Source organism: Halomonas sp. MMSF_3323, from assembly GCF_030733595.1.
GTDB lineage: Bacteria > Pseudomonadota > Gammaproteobacteria > Pseudomonadales > Halomonadaceae > Halomonas > Halomonas litopenaei.
Genome location: NZ_JASHIT010000027.1, coordinates 1 through 15,742, shown reverse-complemented (window position 1 = coordinate 15,742; position 15,742 = coordinate 1). Strand labels below are relative to the sequence as shown.

Here is a 15,742-nt window from a genome sequence, read left to right as displayed (position 1 = left end):
TAGGGGTTATCGTTATGTGCTGGGAATCGCTTCCGGGTTACCAGAAGCGATGGCCGTCTCGCGGGCATACTGGTGTAGCCTTAAACAGGTATGCTGAATCAGGCTAATACGATAGTAGTGGCTGTCGATGACGCTTAGAAGGGGAAATCCCGTCGTTTCGATGTGGGTTGTCAGTTTTTTATCAACATGATCGGGAGATTGCATGTCAGACGTCCTTCGTCGGCTCGAGCGGTTGCGGGCGCCAGCCATCGGCCTTGGCTGCATGAACGTGTCCCACGCCTATGGCAGTCCGTTGCCGGAAGCCGAGGCGGTCAGGGTGGTGCAGCACGCTTTCGAGGTGGGCTACCGCCACTTCGATACCGCCACCCTCTACGGCAAGACGGCCAATGAGCGAGTCGTGGGGCAAGCGCTTGCCGGTCGCCGTGAAGAGGTCTTCCTGGCCAGCAAGTGTGGCATGGCCTTCGACCCGGAGATCGGTGCCAAGCGCATCGACGGGCGGCCTGAGACGCTGCGCCGCCAATGCGAGCAGAGCCTTTCGCGACTGAAGACCGATCATCTGGATCTCTACTACCTGCATCGACGGGATCGTCAGGTGCCGATCGAGGAGAGCGTGGGAGAACTGGGACGACTCGAGCAGGAAGGGAAGATCGGTGGGGTCGGGCTGTCCGAGGTGTCGGCGGCGACGCTCAGGCAGGCCCGGCAGGAGCATCCCATCGCGGCGGTGCAGTCGGAATACTCGGTGTGGACGCGCAACCCCGAGATCGCGTTACTCGACGCCTGCCGTGAGTCGAATACCGTGCTGGTGGCGTTCAGCCCGCTGGGCCGCGCCTTTCTGACCGGTACCCTGCGTGACCCCGCCAGGCTCGAGGAAGCCGACATGCGCCGAGGCATGCCGCGCTTTAGTGCCGACAACTACCCGCGCAATCTTGCCCTGCTGGCCGAGTTCGAGGCGCTGGCGCGCCAGCGCGAGTGCACCCCCGCCCAGTTGGCGCTGGCCTGGCTGAGAGGGCAGGGGGCGGACGTGATACCGATCCCCGGATCACGTACAGCCACCCACCAGGAAGAGAACCTGGCTGCCGAGGCGCTGACGCTGGATGCCGGCACGCTTGCGCTGATCAACGCCATGATGACGGCGGACCAGGTGGTCGGTGCGCGTTACAGCGAGGCCCAGCAGGCGGATATCGACACCGAGGAGTTTGCAACGGCGCGTGGTGACGGGGATCACTGAAGCGTCGACAGGCCTGGGGGAGAAATTTGTTCGGCAGCCACGCCGAACTCTGGTCGAATCCTCCTGTCCACCATGGCGGGCCGGCGCTATGCTGTTTAGCCCCTGAATCTGCCGAGAGCCTTCGCCATGCGAAGGCTGGTCGCACAGCCATGCCGCAAGGAGAGACAGCCATGAGCCACTACAAGGTTACCAACCCGGCGACCGGAGAGGTCGAAGCCACCTACCCCGACGCCAGCGACGGCGAGATTCTGAAGGCCGTGGAGTCGGCGCACCAGGCGTATCTGGCCTGGCGTGACGTTACCCCCGCCGAACGTGCGGCGCTGCTGCACCGGGTCGCCGACCTGCACGAACAGCGTCGTGACCAGCTCGCCGATATCATCGTGCGCGAGATGGGCAAGCCGAAGTCCCAGGCCCTGGGCGAAATGTCGGTGGTGGTGGACATTTACCGCTACTACGCCGACAACGGCCCGGCCTGGCTGGAGCCGGAGCCCATCGTCACCGGCGGCGCCAAGGCCGAGGTGCGCAAGCAGGGACTCGGGGTGCTGCTGGGCATCATGCCGTGGAACTTCCCCTACTATCAGGTGGCGCGCTTTGCTGGCCCCAACGTGCTCAACGGCAACACCATCCTGCTCAAGCACGCTCCCCAGTGTCCGGAGTCGGCCAAGGCCATCGAGGACATCTTCACCGAGGCGGGGGCGCCCAAGGGGCTTTACACCAACCTCTACGCCAGCAACGAGCAGGTGGGCGAGCTGATCGCCGACCCGCGGGTGCAGGGCGTGTCGCTGACCGGTTCAGAGCGTGCCGGCGCGGCGGTGGCCGAGCAGGCCGGTCGCCAGCTCAAGAAGGTGGTGCTGGAGCTGGGTGGCTCCGATCCCTTCCTGGTGCTGCCCGACGCCGATCTGGAGCAGGCCGTCAAGCAGGCGGTGCAGGGACGTTTCGGCAACTGCGGTCAGGCCTGCAACGCGGCCAAGCGGATCATCGTCGACGACGCCGTCTACGATGACTTCCTGGCGGCCTTCCGCGAGGCGGTGGAGCAGATCAAGGTCGGTGATCCCATGGCGGACGATACCGTGATGGGACCGATGTCCTCGGAGCAGGCGCTGACCAACCTGGATGCTCAGGTCCAGGACGCGATCCGCCAGGGCGCGACCCTGGTCACCGGCGGCAAGCGCCTGGATCGCGCTGGCGCCTGGTACGCCCCGACCCTGCTGACCGGCGTGACCCGCGACATGCGGATCTTCCAGGAGGAGCTGTTCGGACCGGTGGCCGTGGTCTACCGTGCCGCCGATCTGGAGGACGCGATCGACCTGGCCAACGACACGCCCTATGGCCTGGGCGCGGTGATCCAGACCTCCAACCCGGAGGGAGCGCTCGAGCTGGCTAATCGTCTCGAGGTGGGCATGGTCCACATCAACGAGCCGCCCGGCAGTGAAGCCGAGCTGCCCTTCGGTGGCGTCAAGCGCTCCGGCTTCGGCCGCGAGCTTGGCAAGGATGGCATGGATGAGTTCGTCAACCGCCAGATGGTGAAGATGGCACGCTGACCCCGGGCCGACATTTGAGCCGACAGCGGGGTGCGCCGCTGAACCAGGACCCGCCAAGTTCGCTTGGCGGGTTCTTGCGTTCAGGAGGGCTCGATCCGCGAGGATAAATCAGGATGCCAAGGCTAGTGCCAGTGTCTATGGTGACGCCATGGGCCCTTGTCCGCGGTTGAATCGAGACGGCGGCTCGTATCCAGGGAACCTCGCCGTCGTCGAGCTTTCCAATGACCATCGACCAAGGAGGAGTGCGATATGAATGCCAAGTACCTGCTCGACCAACTGATGAAACAGGCCGGCGGTTCGTCTTCCGGCGGTTCGTCTTCCGGCAAGGGCGGCTTCGACGTGCAGGGGCTGATCAACAGCGTCTCGTCCCAGCTTTCCGGGGGATCGTCGTCGTCCAGCGGTGGCGGCGGCATGGACATGAAGAGCCTGCTCGGGGGCGGCGCGCTGGGCATGCTGATGGGATCCAAGCGCGGCCGCAGCATGGGCGGCAAGGCGATCAAGTATGGCGCCATCGCCGGCGTCGGCATGCTGGCCTGGAAGGCCTGGCAGAAGTCCCGTGGCGGTGATGAGGCCACCCCCGCGTCTCAGGGGGCTCAATCCGGTGAAGGAGCTCCGCTGGAGGAGCTCGGCGGCGAGGCCCAGGAACGGCGTAGCCTGGAGGTATTGCAGGCGGTGATCATGGCGGCCCGGGCCGACGGCCACATCGACGCCCAGGAGCGCGCCCTGATCAGCGAGCAGATTCAGCAGCTCGGGGCCGATGATGAGTTGCATGCCTGGGTCGAGCGTCAGCTCCAGGCGCCGCTGGACGCCCATGCCCTTGCCAGTCAGGCCGACTCGCCCCAGGCGGCGCGGGAGATGTACCTGGCAAGCGCCGCCGTGATCGACGACCAGAATGCCATGGAGCGTGCCTGGCTGGACGAGCTGGGCACCGCGCTGTCGCTGGACGAGAACGTGCGTCGCGAACTGGAACGCCAGCTGGAGGGGCAGGGCTAGGCTAGGGCCACGCACGACTGCTTGAGAAGCCCTCGGACAAGCAAGCCCTGACAAGAGCCCTGACAGAAAAGCCTCTTGATGATGAAGCCCGGCGCCGGTCGCCGGGCTTCCCTTGTTGACGGGCCTGGCGGCACAATGCGTACGCCCGATTTGCGCTGAAGGCGTTGTCGGTCACCCCGTCGCCGGTCAACAAAAGGAATAATGCAAGCATGCAGGTGTACCACAGTGAAGCGACCAAGCTGCGTCGTGCCAGGACCGAACTCCACGATGGCCAGCTGATGACCCCCTTCGAGTGCCCCGAGCGGGTCGACCTGGTGCTCGCACAGCTCCGTGACAGCGGTGTCGGACCGGTCGCCGCACCGAGGGAGCACGGCCTGGCGCCGGTGCTGGCGGTGCATGATGCAGCCTACGTCGAGTTTCTCTCGACCTGCTGGGATGAATGGCAGGCAGCCGGTCACGGCGGCGAGGCCATCCCTACCATCTGGCCGACGCGTACCATGCGCGAGGATCGTATTCCCGGCCATGTCGGTGGCAAGCTTGGTTACTATGCGCTCGGTGGCGACACCTCGATTTCCCCCGGTACCTTCGAGGCGGCGATGGCCAGCAAGGACGTGGCGCTGTCGGCCTACGAGCACACCGCTTCCAGCGGCCAGCCGAGCTTTGGCCTGTGCCGCCCGCCGGGTCATCACGCCGCCAGTGATCAGTTCGGCGGCTACTGCTTTTTCAACAATGCGGCCATCGTGGCCCAGCGTGCGCTCGACGATGGTCACGCTCGGGTGGCGATCCTCGACGTCGACTTCCACCACGGCAACGGCACCCAGCAGGTCTTCTATGGCCGTGACGATGTCCTGACCCAGTCGATCCACGGCGACCCGGACCAGTGCTTTCCCTACTATCTCGGCCACGCCGACGAGAAGGGCGAGGGGCCGGGGCTTGGCTACAACGTCAACTATCCGTTGCCGCCGGGTACCGACTATGCCACCTGGCGCGAGCGCCTGGAGCTTGCCCTGGCCGAGATCAGCGACAAGCAGGCAAGCCTTCTGGTGGTGTCGCTGGGTGTCGATACCTTCGAAGGCGACCCCATCTCGAGCTTCCGCCTCAAGAGCGATGACTTCCTCGACATGGGGCGGCGCCTGGCAAGCCTGGGCCTACCCACCGTCATCCTGATGGAGGGCGGCTACGCGGTGGAAGAGATCGGCGTCAATGTGGCCAAGGTGCTTCAGGGCTTCCAGGGCGCCTAGGCTTCCAGGGGGCGGCGTTCAGTCTCGCGACTCGACGTCTGCCTGGGGCGGCGGATGGATCACCCGCTCCGGTGCGGGTGGTGGTAGGCGAAGCGATGCCCCGGGCCGCGAATACAGCCCCTTGAACAGCTTCAGCCCAAGCCACAGAAACAGCAGCGGAATCACTAGGGTGCGCATCACAAACAGCGCCATCAACTGGAGGATGGCGTTGGTGCCGGATTCGATCCGGCTCTGAATGGCGCTGATGCTGAGGCCGTCGGTGAGGGCTCCGATGCGCTCGGCCAGGCCGTCGAACAGACCTTCGTCCGGGTCCTCGCCCGCCAGGCGGCGGCGCAGGGTATCGCGTTCGCGGTCCACTGCGGCGAGCTCGGCGAGCTGGCCCTCGCGCTCGTCGGTGAGCCCGGCCAGGCGCTGTCGCCGTTGGCCAAGCTGCTGTTCGAGGCGCTCGATCTCGGGGTTGTCGTGGAAGGGGTTGAGGCGCTCGGTCAGACTCAGCCGGGCGGTCAACAGCGACAGCCGACCGCGACTCTGTTCCACCGCGTCCTCGGCCTTGCCGATCTGTCGATTGGTCTCGATCAGCGATTCGCGCAGTTGCTGGCGTCGCTGGTCGGTATCGGCCATCTCGGCCTCAAGCCGCTCGCGCTGCTGTGGCGTCAAGGCATCGCCGGCCTCGGCCAGGCCGGTGGCCTGGACCTCTTCGGACAGGCCCTGGACCTCGGCCATGCTGGCGCTGGTGCGCTCATCGAGAAACGCCTGATCCACCAGGGTGCTGGCCACCAGTGTCAGCAGCAGCAGAAACCGGCCGAGTCCGATCAGTGCGAAGGCCTTCCACGCCAGTGGCGTCAGCCGCCAGTCTCGCCACAGGCACAGGATCAGCAAGGCACCGGCCAGGCTCAGGGCGATCTTGAACATCAGCGAGCCGGTGATTTCCAGCAGCAGGGTCTGGCCGATCAGTGAGCCGATGGCCAGCTTCATCACGCTGGCGTAGTCCTCCACCAGGTCGTTGAAGGGGTCCAGCGCCTCGAAGGGATGGGTCGACACGCCAACGCCCATCTCGGTGGACTGCAGCACCGAGATGCCCGCATTGAGCCCCCGGGCGGCAGCGAAGGCGAGCAGCGCCTGGGTAGTGGCGCCCTCTACCTGGCGCTGGGTCGCACGGTCGAGCACATCGAGCCAGGACAGTGCCATCACCGCGACGATGGCCAGCGTCAGCAGCACCTTCAGTCGCCGTGAGGGCGATAGCCGTCGATTCGCGGTGGGGGGCGTCTCGGAGGAGGTGGGCGCGGAGTCAGACATGAAGGGTCCTGTGGCAATGGAAGGCGGGACGCTACCGTCGGTTGGCTGCGGGTACCTCTCACCAGTGGCGGATGCGAGCAACGCCAGACGGGCGCACAGGTGTAAGGTGCCGCTTCAACGGCGTGAACCCCCCTTGGCCTTTGCGCCCAAGGCCCCACCCGGTAGAATGCCACGACCATCGGGCGGGAAACACCGTCGCGTGACCGCCACGCCGCCTCGCTCCCGCCGCGTTGTCTCAGCGGGTCGCCTGGCCCAAAGCCCAGCCGCAGGAAAGAACGTTCAATGAGCTATCAGGTACTGGCCCGCAAATGGCGGCCTCGCACCTTCCATGAACTGGTGGGGCAGGAGCATGTCCAGCGGGCGTTGGTCAATGCCCTGGACCAGGGCCGCCTGCACCATGCCTACCTGTTCACCGGGACCCGAGGTGTCGGCAAGACGACCCTGGCGCGTATCCTGGCCAAGTGCCTCAATTGCACCGACAAGGGGGAAGGTGACGACGGCGTGACCTCGACCCCCTGTGGCCGTTGCGATAGCTGTCAGTCCATCGACCAGGGCCGCTTCGTCGACCTGATCGAGGTCGACGCCGCCTCCCGGACCAAGGTCGAGGACACCCGCGAGCTGCTCGACAATGTTCAGTACGCGCCGACCCAGGGTCGCTACAAGGTGTACCTCATCGATGAGGTGCACATGCTCTCCACCAGCAGTTTCAATGCGCTGCTGAAGACCCTGGAAGAGCCGCCGCCCCATGTGAAGTTCCTGCTGGCGACCACCGATCCGCAGAAGCTGCCGCCCACGGTGCTGTCGCGCTGCCTGCAGTTTACCCTCAAGCATATGCCGCCGGAGCGTATCGTCGGCCACCTGTCCAAGGTGCTGGAAGCCGAGCAGGTACCCTTCGAGGAGTCTGCACTGTGGCTGCTGGGCAAGGCCGCCGCCGGCTCCATGCGCGATGCCATGAGTCTGACCGACCAGTCGATCGCCTTCGGCCAGGGTGAGGTCCGCCACGCCGACGTCGCCGCCATGCTCGGTACCCTCGACCATCGCCACGTGCTGGCGCTGATCGAGGCGCTGGCCGAGGTGGACGCCGCGCGGCTGCTCCAGGAGGTGGCGAGCCTGGCCGAGCAGGGTCCGGACTTCGGTGCGGTGCTCGACGATCTGACGGCGGTGCTGCACCGCCTGGCGATCGGTCAGATGGTGCCGTCGGCGCTGGACAACGGTCACGGCGACCGTCAGGCGCTGCTTGAACTGGCCGGGCGCTTCGCCGCCGAGGACGTGCAGCTCTACTATCAGATCGGGGTACAGGGACGTGCCGACATGGCCCACGCCCCTGACCTGCGTACCGCCCTGGAAATGACCCTGCTGCGGATGCTGGCGTTTCGTCCCCAGGGCGTGCCCAGGCCCGCCCGGACGCCGCTGCCGATGCGCGGCGAGGCAGCGCCGCAGGCGGGTTCACCGTCTGCCGCGCTGCCTGACTCTCGGAGCGAACCGCAGCCCGAAGTTCAGACACAAGCTCAGACCCCAGCCCAGAAACAAGCTCAGAACCAAGCTCAGCCTCAACCTCACGTTCAGCCCGCACCGCAGCCTGAACCACAGCCCGAGCCTGGTGCGCCATCCTCGTCCGAGACCCAGGCGCAGACGGCGGCGCCGGTCGAGGCCAGTGTCGATGCCGCGCCGGCGCCCGTCGATGGGCCAGCGCCCATGCCGGGTGAAGCGCCAGACAGTCGCGATGATAGTGGCGGCGAAGCCGACTATCGTGCGAACAACCACGCCAGTGACGTGCCGCCGCCCTGGGAGGGCGGTGCTCCCGAGGACCCTACGCCGGGCGCTGAGGCGCCCACCGCCGTTGCCAGCGAGCCGGCACCGACCGTCTCGAACGAGCCGGTCGGCCCGGCCGAGACGCCGTCCGCCGAGGCCCAGGCCGGGCAAGCGATGGCGTCTACTCAGGACCAACCGCTCCCGACCGAACCGCTCCCGACTGAACCGCACCTGGCCGAAACGCCTGCGGTCGCCGGGGGCGAAGCGAGTAGCGAAGAGCCCAGCCCCGAGCCAAGCTTTGGGCCAAGCGCAGAGCCAAGCCTTGAGCCCGACGCCGAGGTCGAGGAGAGGGCGGCCGAGGTGATGGTCGACGAGGCGCCGCAGCACCAGCACCAGCACCAGCACCAGCACCAGCAGCACGCCGCAGAGCCCGCCGCTGGCGAGACTACCGCGATGCCGACAGGGGCGCTGACTCACAGCGCCTGGCTGGCCCACTTCGACGATCTTGGCGTGTCGGGCCTGACCCGTAACCTTGCCGCCCACTGCGTGGTGGCCGCCGACGACGGTGAACGGCTACATCTGCATCTGGACCCGTCGCAATCGGCGATGAACGCCGAGGTTCACCAGAACCGGATTCGCGATGCGCTCGAGGCCCTGGGGTATCCCCGTCGACTCGAGATCGAGGTGCGTCAGCTCGACACCAGCGTCGAGACTCCGCGGCAGATGGCCGAACGCCTGGCAGCGGAACGCCACGCCGAAGCGGTTGAGGCCTTGAAGCGTGATCCCCATATTCAACAATTGCAGCAGACATTCGGCGCCAGGCTGGTGGAGTCCACCGTGACCCCCGCCGGCGAGACCCGCAAGGCCAGACGCTGAGCGTCTGCGCCTGACAGTTTAAAACGAGAGGATCGGACCATGATGAAAGGTGGAATGGGTAACCTGATGAAGCAGGCCCAGGAAATGCAGGACAAGATGCAGCGGGTCCAGGAAGAAATCGCCAAGGCCGAGGTGCTGGGTGAAGCCGGCGCCGGCATGGTCAAGGTGACCATGAACGGCCGCCATGACGTCAGCAAGGTCGAGATCGACCCGTCGGTGATGGAAGAGGACAAGGAACTGCTCGAGGACTTGCTGGCCGCTGCGGTCAACGACGCCGTGCGCAAGGTCGAGACCAGCTCCAAGGCCAAGATGGAAGAGGTGACCTCGGGCCTCAACCTGCCGCCCGGCTTCAAGATGCCGTTCTGAGCCGACCCTGAAGCGACCCGGGCCAGCGACTGGCCTGGGCGAGAGTGTATCCGCCGGACGCAGTGTTTGCCCGGCGCTGGACGAGTTTGCCCATGAGTTTTTCTCCCCTGGTCGAGCAATTGATGGACGCACTGCGCGTGCTGCCGGGCGTCGGGCCCAAGACCGCCCAGCGCATGGCCATGCACCTGCTGGAGCGCCAGCGTGAAGGCGGCCAGCGTCTGGCCGAGGTGATGCGTGAGGCGGTCGAAAGGGTAGGCTACTGCCAGCGCTGCCGGACCCTGACCGAAGAGCCGCTGTGCGGGCTTTGTCAGAGCGCGCGTCGGGACGACAGCCTGCTGTGTGTGGTCGAGTCGCCGGCGGATATGCTGGCCATCGAGGAGGCCGGCGGCTTTCAGGGACGTTACTTCGTGTTGCACGGCCACCTGTCGCCGCTGGACGGTATCGGGCCCGAGGACATCGGTCTCGATCAGCTCGAGACCCTGATGGAAGAAGGTCTGATCGAGGAGGTGGTGCTGGCGACCAATCCCACCGTGGAAGGCGAAGCCACCGCCCACTATATCGCCACCCAGATCCAGCGCCACGGTGCACGTCTGTCGCGTCTGGCCTATGGTGTTCCCATGGGGGGTGAGCTCGAGTACGTCGACGGCGGGACCTTGAGCCGCGCCTTTTCCGGTCGCCTGCCCTTCGACAGTGAATAAGTCGGGCGAACGTTGTTGCCTCAAATGGATGCTTGAATGCCTGTAATCCCTGATATTCGATGGATCGATAGCGCCGACGCTCTCGACGACGCCTGCCAGGCGCTGTCCCAGGCACCGGTACTGGCGCTGGACACGGAGTTCTTTCGCGAGAAGACCTTTCACCCGGTTCCCGCACTGATCCAGATCTACGGTGGCGACGCCACCTATCTGATCGACCCGCTGGAGGTCGCCTGCACCGAGCGTTGCCGGCAACTGCTGACCAATGACGCCTTGAAGCTCCTGCACGCCAGCAGCGAGGACCTCGAGGTATTCGGCCACTGGGCCGGGGTCGCGCCGACGCCGCTGGTCGACACCCAGGTGGCCCAGGGGCTCCTGGGCGAAGACGCCGCCATGGGCTACCAGCGGCTGGTGGAGTTCTGGGTGGGCGAGACGCTGCCCAAGGAAGAGACCCGTTCGAACTGGCTGGAGCGCCCCCTGAGCGATTCCCAGCTGAGCTACGCGGCGCTGGACGTGGTCTACCTGCTGATGGTGTGGCAGCACCAGCGTGAGTCGCTGGAGCGCCACGGTCGACTCGAGTGGGTGCTGGAGGACTGTACCGACCTGGTGGCCCAGTCGCAGCGCTCCAGCGAAAGCGACGGCCAGTGGTACCTGCGCCAGCGTCAGCTATGGCGGCTGGCCCCGCGTCAGGTCGAGGCCTACCGCCTGATGACCACCTGGCGCGAGGGCGAGGCCCGGGCCAGGGACCTGCCGCGCAACTGGGTGATTCAGGATCGTGTGCTCTACGCCATCGCCGAGAAGATGCCGGCCAACCGTCATGACCTGGCGGCGGTGGAGGGCGTCAAGCCGACCCTGATCAAGCGAGAGGGCGACACCCTCTTGGCGATGGTCAAGCAGGCCGCCCACCGAGAGGTCTCGGAGCTCGCACCTGCGCCACTGGCACCAACCTTGCCGCCGTTCAAGGCGCGCATGAAGGCGCTCAAGAAGGTGGTCAATCTCGACGCCGAGTCGCTGGGCGTCGCCCCCGAGGTGCTGCTGCGCCGGCGTGAGCTGGAAGCCCTGGTCACCGCCAGCCTGCGCAACCAGCCGCTGCCGCTGCCCAGTGGCTGGCGTGGCGAACGACTTAATGAGCGCCTTGAAGGAGCCCTGGGGGAGTTGGCCCAAGCCGGCTAGAAAGAAGGACTCGACCAGGCTGACGAAACACTAACAGCAACGACGAGGCGTTCGATGAATCGAAAGGACGCCCACCAGACCGACAGGGCAGCCCAGGTGGCGCCCGATGAGACCGACATGACGACGATGCAGGGCAAGATGCTGTGCGAGATATTCAAGAGCTCGCGCAAGGACGAGATGTAATTGACGGCATGTCTGTAAACTGTTGATTAGAAATGGAAAGCCGGTTCTGTAAACCCTTGTAATCCATAAAGGTGATACAGAATGGCCTACCTAGTAAGAGATCGACATGGTACGTTCTATCTGAGAATGGTTCTTAATGACAGCCAGAGAAGCCTCTACGGAAAGAGGGAACTGCGCAGGTCATTAGGGACCAAACTCAAAAGGGAAGCCCTCAGAAGGCAGCCTGAAGCGTTTCTACAAGCCCTCTCGATGCTTGGGGAGGGTTCTTCTGTACGCCCTCCTAAGAAGCCCACCAAGACGGATAAGAGACTTCTCTTGTCTACCCTCCTAGCAAAGCATGAACATCATCAATCCCTGTCTGAAGTCCTCCCCAGCACCATATATAAGACTCAGTACGCTGTTAAGCTCCTCATTACCCTTACACGAGATAAACAGGTAGATCGTTACACCAAGAATGATGTACGAACCTTCAGAGATAAAGCTTTGAAGCTTCCTAAGAAGGGGTATCCTGATCAGACCATATCTGTCACCACCTTTAACAATTACTGTTCTAATATCATTTCATTCTTCAGTTGGTGTGAAAGGGAAGGGTATGTTGATAGCAATGTCTTTAGAGGCATCAAGATAAAGCGTAAGCAACAAGCATCATCTTACCGTGATGTATTCACCAGAGAAGACCTTAAGAGGATCTTCCTAACACTGGAGACAGCACCTAACATTAGACCAGATAGATATTGGGTTCCTTACATTGCTTACTATACAGGCTGTAGAATCAATGAAGCATGTATGTTAAGCAAAGATGATATTTACAAGGTCAATGATGTATGGTGTATTCACTTCAGAGAAGATAAGCCTTACCAGAGACTGAAGAATGGTTATTCAGAAAGGTTAGTACCAATACACCAAGAACTGATTAACACTGGATTCATGGATTATGTTTCTTCTGTCAAGGATGAAAGGGTATTCCCTATGTTGAGAATAACCAAGAGTAATTCATTCTCCGCACAGTTGTCACAGTGGTTTGGTAAGCTTCTTAGAAGCCTTGATATTGGTCCCAATAAGACATTTCATAGCTTCAGACATACAGTAAGCCATTGTCTCAAGACAGAAGGTGTAGATGTATCCCTTGCAGCAGCCCTGTTAGGGCATTCTACTAATTCCATCACCTATGATGTATATGGTAAGCGTTTGAATGATCCTAGAAGTCTGGTAGAGGTAGTTAATAAGATACCTTCACTACAGGATAGGGGCTTAATATAACCCTACAAGCTCCTATAAGGCTTTCTAAGCAACGATATATCCCAACATGATAAATCACCCATGTTAAGTATAGAAACGCTTAGAGAGCCTTACAGAGAGTTTTAGAGCTATACAAGGTATTTTATACCCGTCAGGAATCCTAACACTGTAGGTAATAGAGTGATTTGGAAGTATATACGGTAAAATGCGGGGAATTTATACCTTAAAAACGACGATCTATTCTGAGACGGTAAATTATGCCTCTTAAAGATAGCAACAGAAATAGGGTATAGAATTGCCTAGAAATGATTTTATAGGTTACTGGTAAGGAATGTTGAAGTAATGTCTCCGACAGGACACACCAAGGAGTATAAAGTCTTAGAAGGATTCTTCTAATGGAACACGATGGTTGATGGCATACAACCGTGTTCACCTTCTAAGGTATCTACAATGTCTGTTAAGTACACTGTCGGTAGACAAGGTTTAACACGGTACTGTAGGTGTCTTCTAAGGAATCCTAAGAGGGACTTTCTAAAGGTCGGGGATTGGTTTCATCCTTTATCCCCTCTGTCTTCTAGTGTCCTCTCTAGTCCCTGGTATCTCGTGTTGAATATCTGGCTTTCGCCAAGCACTTCAACAGACCCTTACCAAATCCCTAAAAAGAACTTTTATCTATAAGTATAGGATTTTTTAAGAATGGCTCAACCATGCGGGTTACAGAGCGATTAAGTAATCATTTTTACTAAAAGTGAGTCACTAATAGACGTCCCATGAAAAGGTCTGTACTGATCACAACTCCTGATACCTCCTACCAAGGTCTAAGAAAGATAGCCTCTTGACAGACTTGGAACCCGTGTTAATTTAGAGTTGTGGGAGAAATGTTTATGTCACCCATTTGAGAGGGGTTGACAAATGAGAATAATTCCGCTATATTGATATTAGAAGGATAAGAAATTAAATTCTTACCTCAATCCAGCAATATCAAGCACTTAGATGAATTAGAAAAATTCCAAAACAGCCTATTCGTGCTTTTCTGGTGTCAAAATTGAAACTTTTTTCAATTAATTTCTAATCAATTAGTAGTACCCTGATAGATACAGCCTATAGATACCTTTGAACCAGCCTCCTTAAAGGAGAATGCTGGGAATCTTCGTGTCTAGACTCTGTATCTCGATAGGTGTTCAGTTTCCCTTAGAACGGACCCTACTAGAAATTCTTCTGAACACTTTAGCAAGACAACTCTTAAGCAGCGAAATCTTTGAACACTGTGACTAGCCATCACGGTGGGGGATAGCTATGCCAAACACTTAATACAGGAGAGATTACAATGATGACTTACGATACTTTTGAAAATGATGATTCCATGATCCGTGTTGATACTGATTGGGATTTGACCAAAGATAAATTGCTGGATCGTGTTGACTTCAGGACTGGTGAGATTCTTGAAGAAGTCGAGTATGAGACAGTTGAGTACAAAGCTGAAGAGTATATCAGTGAAGAAGATGTTAAAGAGTATCGTAGGACAACCATTGCTCCTGAGCTTTTTACTTCTAAGTACCAGCTTGATGCATATATGGAAGGTGTAGATAAAAGAAAGATTGTTACTTTCTCTCGTGTAAAACAAGCTTATGGACATGATAGCTTCGAGCATGACATTAATAAGAAGAAGAAAGCCTATACAGCACCGATGACAAAGGTTCTTATAAAGCTTATTGATGGTCTGGTGTACCGAAACATCATTATCGACACTAAGAAAGGGTTGGCAAAGACTCTTGGTGTTAATGAAAAGAACGTGATGCGTACTCTTAAGACTGCTGGTTGGGCGATTCGAGTGTACACCGAGAAAGAAGGAATGAAACGAGGGCATATTAAGGTTCTCATTCATCCTGATCTTGCTTTTAAGCATTACAGTCCTAAACATACCTCCTGCAATGTTAATACGGCTCGCAGTGTATGTTTGAATGCTTGGATTAAGCCTAGTGTTAGTGATCTTGCCAAGCATACTGACTGGCTTATTGATCCAGACAACCATGTCGATGACAACTACGGACAATACATTGAAGATGACCTTCAAGAAAACCCTGATCAATACCGACAGTGGGTACTGCGGAGTCGTAAGGAAGGCATTGAAGATCGCAACGCGATGAAAGAATTTTTAGAAGCAGCATAACGGGACATCCTCTGCGGTGTCTACGTGGGGAATTAACAGACATTGCAGAGGAATTTAAACATTATGAAAAAGAAAGCATACAGCGGTGAATTGCTAGACAACATTGATCAGATTATTGGCATCGACAAGCTTCATGCAAAGACGTTCGATACCTACAGAAAGTTCCCCAAGCCTCATTGGCAATTCATGAAGAAGCTTGTTCCATTGATCGAATATGAGAACGTGGTCTTCATGGAAAAGACAGAATTGATGAAGAAGCTGCATATCAATGATGGTGGGAACCTTCTTCGTTCACTTCGTCAGGTGGAACATTTGGTGGTGGTAGAAAGCAGCAGGACAGATAAGAGTGTCCCTGTAGGATGGCTTAAGATTTTTGTTAACCCTCTTTACGCTTACCGTCCTTCAGCTACCAAATGCCAAGCCACTCTTGAACGGCAATTTAGAATGTTTCAAGACCTTTCTGAGACTTCTCGAAAGGATATTACGCTGTCACCTTATTACCACAAGGTAAAAGACCTGTCAGCACTGCAAGAATTAGCCCTTTAGGCTATGCGGAGAATTGCCCACCAACTGCCAGGGTAGTTTTCAGCGTCCATTCTGCGTCCTCCTAAGCGCTATATGGGCACCTATTCAAATTTGAGAGTGCGTTCCCTACTGGATAACAGGTTGTAAGAATACTGCCAGATGTCAAACAGGCGTGCTTTCAATGTGAACTATAAAGTCTGATTAATCCTTGTGCGCTGGGCAACAGTCCTCGCCAATTTAAGGTGCTTGGCAGGGATGGCTTTATAGTTTGAAGTGGAGAGCCTTCCGCTTTCAGTTGCAGGGTAGGCTTTCGGCGTGCATTCGAGGGTGAGGCATCCTTACATGCACAACCTATTCAAAATGAGCTTGGTGTATGTCTCTCCTGTCCGTATCCGGCCGGTGAACACACCTTCCGTTGAGCTCCGACTTCGATGACGGTAGGTGTCCACCTATTGCTTAGTGGA

At 59.2% G+C, this 15,742-nt stretch carries 14 protein-coding genes; 12 read left to right on the top strand and 2 right to left on the bottom strand.

Annotation, left to right across the window (positions count from 1 at the left end):
* Positions 1-12: 12 nt before the first annotated feature.
* On the bottom strand, positions 13-204 hold the full coding sequence (locus RBB39_RS14270) for a hypothetical protein (RefSeq protein WP_045993202.1): 192 nt from the start codon (positions 202-204) through the stop codon (positions 13-15).
* Between RBB39_RS14270 and RBB39_RS14265 the strand changes: the two genes are divergently transcribed.
* The 4 genes from RBB39_RS14265 (at position 203) to RBB39_RS14250 (ending at position 5,003) form a co-directional block, all read left to right on the top strand.
* Positions 203-1,228, top strand: coding sequence for an aldo/keto reductase (locus RBB39_RS14265; protein WP_045993203.1), 1,026 nt, complete (start codon positions 203-205; stop codon positions 1,226-1,228). The two genes, RBB39_RS14270 and RBB39_RS14265, sit on opposite strands and share 2 nt — an antisense overlap.
* A 170-nt stretch (positions 1,229-1,398) precedes the next feature.
* Complete coding sequence (locus tag RBB39_RS14260; RefSeq protein ID WP_108132613.1) at positions 1,399-2,769, top strand: NAD-dependent succinate-semialdehyde dehydrogenase; 1,371 nt, start codon at positions 1,399-1,401, stop codon at positions 2,767-2,769.
* Between the two features lie 249 nt (positions 2,770-3,018).
* Entirely contained in the window at positions 3,019-3,762 is a 744-nt protein-coding gene (locus RBB39_RS14255; RefSeq protein ID WP_108447621.1) for a tellurite resistance TerB family protein, read from the top strand.
* A gap of 209 nt (positions 3,763-3,971) precedes the next feature.
* Complete coding sequence (locus RBB39_RS14250) at positions 3,972-5,003, top strand: histone deacetylase family protein (protein WP_108447622.1); 1,032 nt, start codon at positions 3,972-3,974, stop codon at positions 5,001-5,003.
* A gap of 18 nt (positions 5,004-5,021) precedes the next feature.
* On the opposite strand, the gene RBB39_RS14245 is transcribed toward RBB39_RS14250, so the two are convergent.
* Positions 5,022-6,299 (bottom strand): hypothetical protein, encoded by a 1,278-nt coding sequence (locus RBB39_RS14245; RefSeq protein ID WP_253028336.1) that lies wholly within the window; start codon positions 6,297-6,299, stop codon positions 5,022-5,024.
* Positions 6,300-6,581: 282 nt separating this feature from the next.
* Between RBB39_RS14245 and dnaX the strand changes: the two genes are divergently transcribed.
* The 8 genes from dnaX to RBB39_RS14205 all read left to right on the top strand — a co-directional run bounded on the left by dnaX (position 6,582) and on the right by RBB39_RS14205 (position 15,299).
* Positions 6,582-8,927 (top strand): DNA polymerase III subunit gamma/tau, encoded by a 2,346-nt coding sequence (gene dnaX / locus RBB39_RS14240; RefSeq protein WP_045993208.1) that lies wholly within the window; start codon positions 6,582-6,584, stop codon positions 8,925-8,927.
* 39 nt (positions 8,928-8,966) lie between these two features.
* A complete protein-coding gene (locus RBB39_RS14235; protein WP_045993209.1) occupies positions 8,967-9,293 on the top strand; it encodes a YbaB/EbfC family nucleoid-associated protein in 327 nt (108 codons plus the stop codon).
* A gap of 92 nt (positions 9,294-9,385) precedes the next feature.
* Positions 9,386-9,991 carry a recombination mediator RecR gene (gene recR / locus RBB39_RS14230; RefSeq protein ID WP_045993210.1) on the top strand — a complete coding sequence of 202 codons (606 nt, stop codon included), beginning with the start codon at positions 9,386-9,388 and terminating at the stop codon, positions 9,989-9,991.
* 36 nt (positions 9,992-10,027) lie between these two features.
* A complete protein-coding gene (gene rnd / locus RBB39_RS14225; RefSeq protein ID WP_045993211.1) occupies positions 10,028-11,161 on the top strand; it encodes a ribonuclease D in 1,134 nt (377 codons plus the stop codon).
* A gap of 54 nt (positions 11,162-11,215) precedes the next feature.
* The gene (locus RBB39_RS14220; RefSeq protein WP_306169163.1) at positions 11,216-11,344 is read left to right on the top strand and encodes a hypothetical protein; all 129 of its coding nucleotides are present in this window, start codon (positions 11,216-11,218) and stop codon (positions 11,342-11,344) included.
* 81 nt (positions 11,345-11,425) lie between these two features.
* Entirely contained in the window at positions 11,426-12,604 is a 1,179-nt protein-coding gene (locus RBB39_RS14215) for a site-specific integrase (RefSeq protein WP_306169162.1), read from the top strand.
* A gap of 1,306 nt (positions 12,605-13,910) precedes the next feature.
* A complete protein-coding gene (locus RBB39_RS14210) occupies positions 13,911-14,753 on the top strand; it encodes a hypothetical protein (protein WP_306169161.1) in 843 nt (280 codons plus the stop codon).
* 63 nt (positions 14,754-14,816) lie between these two features.
* Complete coding sequence (locus RBB39_RS14205) at positions 14,817-15,299, top strand: hypothetical protein (protein WP_306169160.1); 483 nt, start codon at positions 14,817-14,819, stop codon at positions 15,297-15,299.
* The last annotated feature ends 443 nt before the right edge of the window (positions 15,300-15,742 follow it).

Coding starts and splice junctions, on each gene's coding strand:
- recR (WP_045993210.1), top strand. CDS start 9,386: ATGAGTTTTTCTCCCCTGGTCGAGCAATTGATGGACGCACTGCGCGTG.
- RBB39_RS14245 (WP_253028336.1), bottom strand. CDS start 6,299: ATGTCTGACTCCGCGCCCACCTCCTCCGAGACGCCCCCCACCGCGAAT.
- RBB39_RS14250 (WP_108447622.1), top strand. CDS start 3,972: ATGCAGGTGTACCACAGTGAAGCGACCAAGCTGCGTCGTGCCAGGACC.
- RBB39_RS14255 (WP_108447621.1), top strand. CDS start 3,019: ATGAATGCCAAGTACCTGCTCGACCAACTGATGAAACAGGCCGGCGGT.
- RBB39_RS14235 (WP_045993209.1), top strand. CDS start 8,967: ATGATGAAAGGTGGAATGGGTAACCTGATGAAGCAGGCCCAGGAAATG.
- dnaX (WP_045993208.1), top strand. CDS start 6,582: ATGAGCTATCAGGTACTGGCCCGCAAATGGCGGCCTCGCACCTTCCAT.
- RBB39_RS14220 (WP_306169163.1), top strand. CDS start 11,216: ATGAATCGAAAGGACGCCCACCAGACCGACAGGGCAGCCCAGGTGGCG.
- RBB39_RS14210 (WP_306169161.1), top strand. CDS start 13,911: ATGATGACTTACGATACTTTTGAAAATGATGATTCCATGATCCGTGTT.
- RBB39_RS14265 (WP_045993203.1), top strand. CDS start 203: ATGTCAGACGTCCTTCGTCGGCTCGAGCGGTTGCGGGCGCCAGCCATC.
- RBB39_RS14270 (WP_045993202.1), bottom strand. CDS start 204: ATGCAATCTCCCGATCATGTTGATAAAAAACTGACAACCCACATCGAA.
- RBB39_RS14260 (WP_108132613.1), top strand. CDS start 1,399: ATGAGCCACTACAAGGTTACCAACCCGGCGACCGGAGAGGTCGAAGCC.
- RBB39_RS14205 (WP_306169160.1), top strand. CDS start 14,817: ATGAAAAAGAAAGCATACAGCGGTGAATTGCTAGACAACATTGATCAG.
- RBB39_RS14215 (WP_306169162.1), top strand. CDS start 11,426: ATGGCCTACCTAGTAAGAGATCGACATGGTACGTTCTATCTGAGAATG.
- rnd (WP_045993211.1), top strand. CDS start 10,028: ATGCCTGTAATCCCTGATATTCGATGGATCGATAGCGCCGACGCTCTC.